This is a genomic window from Anoxybacillus sp. (assembly GCF_036834105.1).
Lineage (GTDB): Bacteria > Bacillota > Bacilli > Bacillales > Anoxybacillaceae > Anoxybacillus.
The window spans coordinates 1-7,899 of record NZ_DAITON010000015.1; the positions used below are offsets into that span (position 1 = coordinate 1).

The window sequence follows — 7,899 nt, forward strand, 5'->3', positions numbered from 1 at the left end:
AGGGATGGAAATTAATGTAATGAAAAATGCTCATCTACAGTGATTGAATTTGTTCCGTGCTTTTGCTGACGCGCTCAGCTTTTTCCGCTAACCGTTGCAAATGTTCGTCAATGAGTCGCGACGTTTGATGAATATCGTTTGTGCTCGCATTCATTTCTTCTAGCAAGCTCGCAAACTCTTCATTCAACGTATTTTGACGATCCGTCACATCGGTGGCGATTTTAAAGATGGCTTGCACGTCGCCGTTGTCGTCTAACACAGGGGCATATAGCGCCTCTAGCCATACATGTTTTCTGTGACGGGTGACGCGTTGCACTGTGCCGTAAAACGGTTGTTTCTTTTTTAGACGATTCCAAAATTCCGTATACGCATAGCTGTTTGTGTATTCTGGGAGGCAAAATTGACGGTGGGATACACCGAGTACTTGCTGTTCGGTATAACCCATCGTTTGTAAAAATGCGTCGTTTGCCCATAATACCGTTGTATCAGGGCGAAAGATAATCATCGCAAATGAACGGTTCATCGATTCAAAAAGATGTTGCAAGTTTATAGGAATAGCATGTAATTTCATCGTGCCGTGTCCTCCTAATCATGGGATAGGTCTATTATACTATATCGCATCGTATAGCGGCAATTGCACGTATACTGTCGTTCCTTTTCCGCGTTCGCTTTCAAAACGAATGGAGCCGCCGTGCAGTTTGACGATTTGTTTGACGATCGCAATGCCAAGACCTGTTCCACCATGTTCGCGCGAGCGGGAGCGGTCGGTGCGGAAAAATCGTTCGCCGAGCCGTTCGAGATCTTGTTGCGACATTCCTTGTCCATCATCGGCGATGATGAGCTCGCACATCGTATCTTTTCTCGTTGTGCGCACCGTTATATTGCCGCCGGAAGGAGTGTAGCGCAAAGCGTTGTCTAGCAAATTTTGCAACACTTGTTCGATGCGGTCTGGGTCGCCATCGACGATTAAGTCGTGATCGAGGTCGAGCAAAAGATGAATGTACTTTTCTTGCATCATTCGTTCATACTTTTCCATCGTCTCTTCTATGAGCTGCGCGATCGAAAATGGTGTGCGCACGAGCGGATACGTGCCTTCAAGTTGCGCCAAGTCAAGCAAATCGCGCACAAGTCGCTGCATGCGGCTTGCCTCGCGGTGAATGAGTTTCATATATTTTTTTTGTTGTGCTTCATCTTTCACGACGCCGTCTAACAGCGCTTCGCTATATCCTTTCACATAACTGAGCGGCGTGCGCAGTTCGTGCGATACGTTCGCTAAAAATTCTTTTTTCCGCTCGTCTTCTTTTGCAAGCGCATGCGCCATTTGATTAAACGCTTTCGCTAATTGTCCGATTTCATCTTCTGTCTCCGCTTGTACTTCGACGGAAAAGTCGCCTTGCGACACGCGATAAGCGGCTTGTTGCATATGTTGTAGAGGCTTTGTTAAATGCATCGCAATTTTTCGCCCGACAAATACAGTAATGAATAAAAAAAGGCTGCCGCCGATCATGACGAACATTTGAATGCGCTCGAGCACATCTTCAATGGACGCGAGCGGAACGTATAAATATAAAATGCCCATGAGGCGATGCTCATCTAACAAAGGAATGATGATGCCGACGATGTGGCGCTCAAACGTCTGTTCATATCCTTTTTTCGTTACCGTTTCCCCAGCAAGAAGCCGTTGTCGCTCTTGTTCGCTAATAATGGAGTGATGATCGACTTCAAACGGCAAGCAGGCGCTTAATTCACGCGGATTGTTCACGAGAACGATATCCGCATCCGATACGTCGTTTATGAGGGAGACGGTCGCGCGAAACGAGTCGGTAATGGCGCCTCCTTCATATTTGGCGGCGATGTTCATTCCTTCCCGCAGCAACCGTTGTTCGACGTTTGTAATATAAATGTTTTCATATACGTAAACGACAACTGCGTATAAAAGCCCTACCGCAAGAACTAAAAAGGCGGTAATCGTCAGCCATACTTTTTGTTGTAGTGAAAGTGCGTTAAATCGTCTCATCAAATTTATATCCCACTCCCCATACCGTTTGGATGAGTTGTCCTGCTTCGCCTAATTTAATGCGCAACGTTTTAATGTGCGTATCCACTGTTCGCGTGCTGCCGATATAATGAATGCCCCAGACGCGATCTAATAGCTGCTCGCGCGTAAATACTTGACCGCGATGTTTCATAAACAATATGAGCAGTTCAAATTCTTTTAACGTTAATACAACCGGTTTTCCGTTGACGGTGACTTTTCGTGCTTTTTCATCGACCGCAATCGGACCTGCTTCATGTTTCGTTGTCGTCTCTGCGCTTTTCGTACGTCTGAGCACCGCATATACGCGCGCGACTACTTCGTTTGGGCTAAACGGTTTGACGATGTAATCGTCCGCACCAATTTTTAACCCATAGACGCGATCCCATTCATCGCTTCGTGCTGTTAAAAAGATGATCGGTACTTGGGACCGTTCGCGCACATGCATACAAAAACGATAGCCATCGAGCTTCGGCATCATAATATCTAGTAAAATTAAGTCGACGTGGGTGTTCGCTAGCATCGCTAACCCTGCTTCGCCATCGTCTGCTTCGACGCACGTAAATCCTTCTTGTTCTAAATAGAGACGAAGTAACTCGCGCATTTCTTTTTCATCGTCAATAATTAAAATGGTCGCCACAATTTATTCCTCCTTTGCATCACGGAAAAAGACGTAAAACGGTCCATTTCCGACAGGGACAGTTTTCGTTTGTTTGAGCGTTTTTTCATCAACGAAAACGAGTTCGTTGCTGTCGTAGCTAGCGATCACGATCTCATTTTTCGCTTTTGTCATCGCAAACGGATTCGCTCCAATGTCCAATGCGTTTGTCATACGTTTTGTTTTCGGATCAAACGCGTACAACATGTTTGATCCGTGGCAAAGGACGTAAACGGATTGCTCGGTTTGAAGAAATTGAATCGGCATCGTCTCCGCTGGCACGCGCGCGATCATTCGTCCGTCGACTAGCGAATGGACGAACGCCTCTTGTTGAACGGTTGCGCCACCTCCGTGTCCGCCGACCCATAATTCATCCGTTTCGGTCACGACTAAACCGCTAACGGCAGAATCGAGCGTATCGACCGTTTGTTTTACTTGTTTTGTCCCCCAATCAATGAATGAGATTGCTCCGTTTTTGAAATGAATGACAATCCATTGCCGATGTTTGTCGTCCTCGACAATTGTAAAAGGGGATGGGGGAGTATGAATCGTATCCGTTACTCTCCCATCGAACGTCATGATGGAGACGGTTCCTTTTTTTTCGTTGACAACGAGCAATGCTCGTTCGGTGGCAAGCACGTCTGTTACGCCTTTGTCTACGTTCCACCGTTTCGTTTCTGTTCCTGTCGATAACGTGTAAGCGATCATTTCATCCATGTCTTGTCCGAATAAAACGATCGTATCCCCGTCAGGAAGAAGGGTGGCTTTTGTAATCGGTTGTTTTACTTGCCATGTTGCAAGCTGTTTTTTCGTGTTATAATCAATGAATGACAAGCTTTGTTCTTTCATGTTGACGACGCCGATCACCGCTTGCTCTCGCTCGATCGGGGTGTACGTTTGCGGGGTACAGCTTGTCAATAAAACGATGATGAGTAAAATAAAGAGACGAACACGCATCGCATGAATCCTCCATCGAGTATGTTTATCATCATTGTAACAAATTTTTGTGAACATTTTGTGAAACAAATGTATTGTAACATAGGAAGGGGATGAAAATGAGAAAGTGGCTATTGTTGTTTTCGTTCGTTTTGCTCGTTGTTGCTGGTTGCGCCAATGCGCCTGAAGAAGAATCACTGGCGTATTTAGACGTAAAAATGGCGATTGCGGAGAAGCTCCCGGTCAATGAAGAAGTGGAGCTCGCTTGTTTTGCGACATACGGTGACGAAAAGGTGACAGATGCATCAGAAGTCAAATTTGAAGTATGGAAGCATGGCGAGGAAAACCGCGAAATGATTGAAGGAACGCATGTCGGTGATGGAAAATATGTCGCCCGTTATACGTTTCCGACAAAAGGGACGTACTCTGTCGTGGCGCATGTGACAGCGAAAAATATGCATAACATGCCAAAAGTGGACGTAGTGGTAGAATAAGAAAAACGGCGGAAAATATTCGCCGTTTTTTTTTCATATATATAGAAAAAATGGACGAGTGGGGGAGAGCGTATGTGGATGCGCGCGATGCAAATTGCGTTTGTGTATGTCGGAACTGTTGTTGGGGCAGGGTTTGCGACGGGAAAAGAAATTGTGCAATTTTTTACACAATACGGTGCGATCGGGATGGTGACGATTGCACTCAGCGGAGGGTTGTTTATTTTTTTTGGGACGCGTTTAATGATGATGGCGAATCGGCTTCATGCGCGCTCGTATGAACAACTGAATGCGTATTTGTTTGGAAAAGTGGGCGTTTTCGTTAACGTGTTTATGTTTTTGGTGTTATTTTCTGTCACATCTGTCATGTTGTCGGGGGCGGGAGCGGTGTTTGAGGAACAGCTTCATATGCCAGCATTTGTCGGGCTGATGTTGACGGTGTTGCTCGCTTTTGTGACGATGTTGTTTGGTTTAAACGGCATTTTAAGCGTCAATATGATTGTTGTTCCGCTTATGATCGCCTTTAGTTTATTCATTTCGTTTATGAATGGGGGCGAAATCGTTTGGACAAAGCCGCCGCTTGCCGCTTTTTTTTCCCCGTTTGCGTATGTGGCGTTTAATTTAGCAATGGCTCAAGTCGTTCTCGTTCCGCTGGCGGCGGAGGTGAACGATGAAAAAGTCATTCGTCTCGGCGGATGGTTGGGCGGTTTGTTGTTAATGTTTATTTTATTAAGCAGCCATTTGTCGCTTTCGTTTCTTCCAAAGTTGCAGTCTTACAGCATCCCGATGGCAGAAGTCGTGAAACGTTCGCTCGCTTCGTTTTATGGGCTATATGTTGTCATCATTTACGGTGAGATTTTTACGTCGTTTATTGCGGGGGTGTTTGGATTGCATCGAAAATTAGCTCTTTTTTTTCAAAACCCGATGGTTGTACTAGCGGCGCTTTTATTGGCGATGTACGCGTTTAGTTTAGTTGGTTACCATGCGCTTCTCACTGTGTTGTATCCTTTGTTTGGCTATATGAGTATCGTATTTATTTTCTTACTTTTCTATCGAAAAATGCCTAGCTAGAAAAAAAGAAGTGTAGTACATTGAATGTAGAGGAGGTGGGAGCGCGTGAAAAAAGCGATGGTTGCTTTCGTCGTGGGCAGTTTGCTTTTATTTACGCTTGAAACGTTCCATATCATTCAATGGTATCGTGCGAGTGTATGGCCGGCGGTTGTTTTTTCTTTCGGACTTATTGTTCATCTATATGTGTTTAAGCGCGGTGTGCGGGAGCACGAAGCGTTTCTTTTATTGCCGGCTGCCATTGCGTTATGGATGGGTGCCTTTGCGTTTAGCCAATACTTTTTGCTTAACGACGGAACGATGTATGTGTTGGCGTTTACGATAGGATTGTTAGAATGGTGGATGTTTAGCCATGAAGCGTGGCTAAAACAGCCGCTTCTCTTTTGTTTCGGATGTAGCGTCGTAGCTAGTTTAGAGACAGGGGAGATGTTTTTGCCGCTTATTCTTTCTGTCGTCGGAATTGCAGCATACGTGTATCGCACAAAAAACGAGCGAGCCAATGCGCATTAGGCTCGCTTTTTTCTTATTGCATATGAAAGCGATGTAAAATTTGTTTCAGCTGTCGCACTTCCTCCGCGAGCACAGCCGCTTCTTTGGCGAGTTGATGGACGCTTGACGCTTGTTGTTCAAGACCGCTTGCCGTTTCGTGCACAACTTTTGTGAAGTCATTGGCGATCGTATAAATGTCTCCAATCGCTTCATGCAGTTCGCTTCCTTCTTTCGTCGCTTGCTGCATAAGCGTTCGGTTTCGTTGAATTAAGGCGTGCAATTCATGAGACATCGTTTGAAAGTGAGCGAGACTTTCGGTCATTTTTGTTAGTGAAATCGTCGTTTCATCGATTGTATTCGCCTGCTTCGTCACGGCGGTTGCCACGTTTGACAATTGATGATGTGTATTCGCAAGCGACGACAAAATTTCGGATGCGAAAGCGTTCGTATGCTCGGCCAGTTTACGCACTTCAGAAGCGACGACCGCAAACCCTTTTCCTGCGTCTCCTGCTCTTGCTGCTTCGATGGAAGCGTTTAATGCAAGCATGTTCGTCTGTTCAGCAATGGCCGTAATAGCGGATACTTTTTGCATTAAGGTATCCGCTTCTTTGGCGACGGTTTGAATGGTATGCGCCGTGCCGTTCATGTGTTGGGTAGTTTCTTTCATTTGTTGTTCAATGTTTTGCATATGACGATATCCTGTTTGTGCGGAGTCAAATGTCGTTTGCGCCCGCTTGACTACTTGTTCAATATCCATTTGAACGTTTTGCATATATTGCAACATCGTTTGAATGCGCTGCTTCGCTTCGTCGACAAACGCTGTTTGTTTTTGCGCGCCTTCACGAAACGTCTCCATCGTCGCTGACACTTCATCGAACGCTTCAGCTATTCGTTTCGCCTCTTGTTTTTGTTCATCGCTTACACGCTCAACGGAATGAGTCGCTTTGGCGATTTGTTGCAAAATGGTGCGCAAACCGAGAATGACTTTGTTGATTTCATAGCCGATTTGATGAAAAGCGTTTCGTTTTCCGACCGTTTTTACTTCTACATGAAGCTGCCCGGATGAGACGGAACGGGTAACGTGATACCAAGTGTGCAGCCGGTTCATCACGATTCGGTAAAACGGAAAAGAAACGAGAACGCCGGCCGAACATGTGCTAACGACAAGAATGAGCGTTTGGCTAAGCGACAGCCGCAACATAAGCGAAAAAACAAATAGCGCAACCGTCGGCAATAACACGATCACGCTCAGCCACGTTTCAATATATGGCTGATGGATAAGACGTCCCATACGTAAGTTAAACCGCTTTCCATTTTGTTCAAAAAGCGGACAAGAAGCGTCGATCAGCACTTCGCCTGTATTTCGTTTATACTGCTGTAATAGCGGTACGGTTGTTTTTGCTGATTTTTTTCCTACTTCGTCATCAAAGATGATCCCTTCTCGCAATCGGTTCGTATGCACAAGACCGCGCCCATCTTCATCGACAATGACGAAATATTCATCGCGCTCAAGATGGCGGTCTAATACATCGCGTAACGAATCAAGCTGATGAGCGAGCGGTCGATCAAACTGAAAAGCTTGTCTGACTTCTTTCGCTACCCGCTGCACTTTTTGCAACGCTTTTTTTGCTGGCCGTGAATGTAACAATCGCATCTCCCCCTTTATCCCCTTACTTACAATATACACAATTTTCAAATAATAAAAAAGTCATAAAATAAATGAATGGACAAATGATAAAAAGGGAGGTGATGGCTGATGACGCAATCGAAAAGGCAAAAAGAGCGGCAATGGACGGTGCGCAAGCAGGCGCAAAATGAACCGCATGGTAAAGTGAAGTCGTTTGAACAGCTTGCAAAAGAAGAAAAATAAATGGAAAAGGCTGTCCCAAAAAAGTTTGTGACAGCCTTTCGCCGCGTTATCTTGCTTTTAACGCCCGTATTTCGTTTTCATGTACAAGTGACCGAACAGCAAGCGACTGAATAGCTAGCTCGTGCCGTGCTTGGGTAGCGATGACATCGTCTAGTTTTTGGGACATTTCAGCGAGGTTTTGCTTGATCGTTGGAATTTCATTTACTATTTCTAATGTTTCTAACACGGCTTGCTTAATTAGAGGAATATGTGCGACGTCATCTTTTGTAGCCATACGTTGTTCGATGCTTGCGATATCGTCTTTTGTAGCCATACGTCGCTCGATGTCAGCGATGTCGTCTTTTGTGGCCAT

Annotated in this window: 9 protein-coding genes and 1 pseudogene; 4 read left to right on the forward strand and 6 right to left on the reverse strand. The window is 45.4% G+C overall.

Features of this window, described 5'->3' with window-relative positions; translation table 11 throughout:
* Window positions 1-34: 34 nt before the first annotated feature.
* From V7Z64_RS03025 to V7Z64_RS03040, 4 genes are read right to left on the reverse strand one after another with little or no spacing between them, the layout of a single operon-like run.
* Complete coding sequence (locus V7Z64_RS03025) at window positions 35-571, reverse strand: PAS domain-containing protein (RefSeq protein WP_297990004.1); 537 nt, start codon at window positions 569-571, stop codon at window positions 35-37.
* A 39-nt stretch (window positions 572-610) separates the two neighbouring features.
* Window positions 611-2,017, reverse strand: coding sequence for a sensor histidine kinase (locus V7Z64_RS03030; protein ID WP_297990002.1), 1,407 nt, complete (start codon window positions 2,015-2,017; stop codon window positions 611-613).
* Complete coding sequence (locus V7Z64_RS03035) at window positions 2,004-2,675, reverse strand: response regulator transcription factor (protein WP_297990000.1); 672 nt, start codon at window positions 2,673-2,675, stop codon at window positions 2,004-2,006. Before V7Z64_RS03035 ends, V7Z64_RS03030 begins: the two co-directional genes overlap by 14 nt.
* Window positions 2,676-2,678: 3 nt before the next feature.
* Entirely contained in the window at window positions 2,679-3,650 is a 972-nt protein-coding gene (locus V7Z64_RS03040; protein ID WP_297989998.1) for a YncE family protein, read from the reverse strand.
* Window positions 3,651-3,748: 98 nt separating this feature from the next.
* On the opposite strand from V7Z64_RS03040, the gene V7Z64_RS03045 reads away from it, so the two are divergent.
* From V7Z64_RS03045 to V7Z64_RS03055, 3 genes are all read left to right on the forward strand, one after another.
* A complete protein-coding gene (locus V7Z64_RS03045) occupies window positions 3,749-4,123 on the forward strand; it encodes a FixH family protein (RefSeq protein WP_297989996.1) in 375 nt (124 codons plus the stop codon).
* Window positions 4,124-4,195: 72 nt separating this feature from the next.
* Entirely contained in the window at window positions 4,196-5,191 is a 996-nt protein-coding gene (locus tag V7Z64_RS03050; RefSeq protein WP_297989994.1) for a YkvI family membrane protein, read from the forward strand.
* A gap of 57 nt (window positions 5,192-5,248) precedes the next feature.
* Window positions 5,249-5,698, forward strand: coding sequence for a hypothetical protein (locus V7Z64_RS03055; protein WP_442885001.1), 450 nt, complete (start codon window positions 5,249-5,251; stop codon window positions 5,696-5,698).
* A gap of 13 nt (window positions 5,699-5,711) precedes the next feature.
* Here V7Z64_RS03055 and V7Z64_RS03060 read toward each other — a convergent pair whose 3' ends face one another.
* Window positions 5,712-7,325 carry a methyl-accepting chemotaxis protein gene (locus V7Z64_RS03060; RefSeq protein WP_334109301.1) on the reverse strand — a complete coding sequence of 538 codons (1,614 nt, stop codon included), beginning with the start codon at window positions 7,323-7,325 and terminating at the stop codon, window positions 5,712-5,714.
* Between the two features lie 108 nt (window positions 7,326-7,433).
* Between V7Z64_RS03060 and V7Z64_RS03065 the strand changes: the two genes are divergently transcribed.
* Window positions 7,434-7,547, forward strand: a complete 114-nt coding sequence (locus tag V7Z64_RS03065) for a DUF6254 family protein (RefSeq protein ID WP_003396753.1) — start codon at window positions 7,434-7,436, stop codon at window positions 7,545-7,547.
* Window positions 7,548-7,593: 46 nt separating this feature from the next.
* On the opposite strand, the pseudogene V7Z64_RS03070 reads toward V7Z64_RS03065, so the two are convergent.
* Window positions 7,594-7,899, reverse strand: a pseudogene (locus tag V7Z64_RS03070) (hypothetical protein); the annotation flags it as partial.

Excerpts from the sequence above, each read along its gene's own strand:
- V7Z64_RS03025 (WP_297990004.1), bottom strand. The coding sequence starts at position 571 with ATGAAATTACATGCTATTCCTATAAACTTGCAACATCTTTTTGAATCG.
- V7Z64_RS03030 (WP_297990002.1), bottom strand. The coding sequence starts at position 2,017 with ATGAGACGATTTAACGCACTTTCACTACAACAAAAAGTATGGCTGACG.
- V7Z64_RS03040 (WP_297989998.1), bottom strand. The coding sequence starts at position 3,650 with ATGCGTGTTCGTCTCTTTATTTTACTCATCATCGTTTTATTGACAAGC.
- V7Z64_RS03045 (WP_297989996.1), top strand. The coding sequence starts at position 3,749 with ATGAGAAAGTGGCTATTGTTGTTTTCGTTCGTTTTGCTCGTTGTTGCT.
- V7Z64_RS03050 (WP_297989994.1), top strand. The coding sequence starts at position 4,196 with ATGTGGATGCGCGCGATGCAAATTGCGTTTGTGTATGTCGGAACTGTT.
- V7Z64_RS03055 (WP_442885001.1), top strand. The coding sequence starts at position 5,249 with ATGGTTGCTTTCGTCGTGGGCAGTTTGCTTTTATTTACGCTTGAAACG.
- V7Z64_RS03065 (WP_003396753.1), top strand. The coding sequence starts at position 7,434 with ATGACGCAATCGAAAAGGCAAAAAGAGCGGCAATGGACGGTGCGCAAG.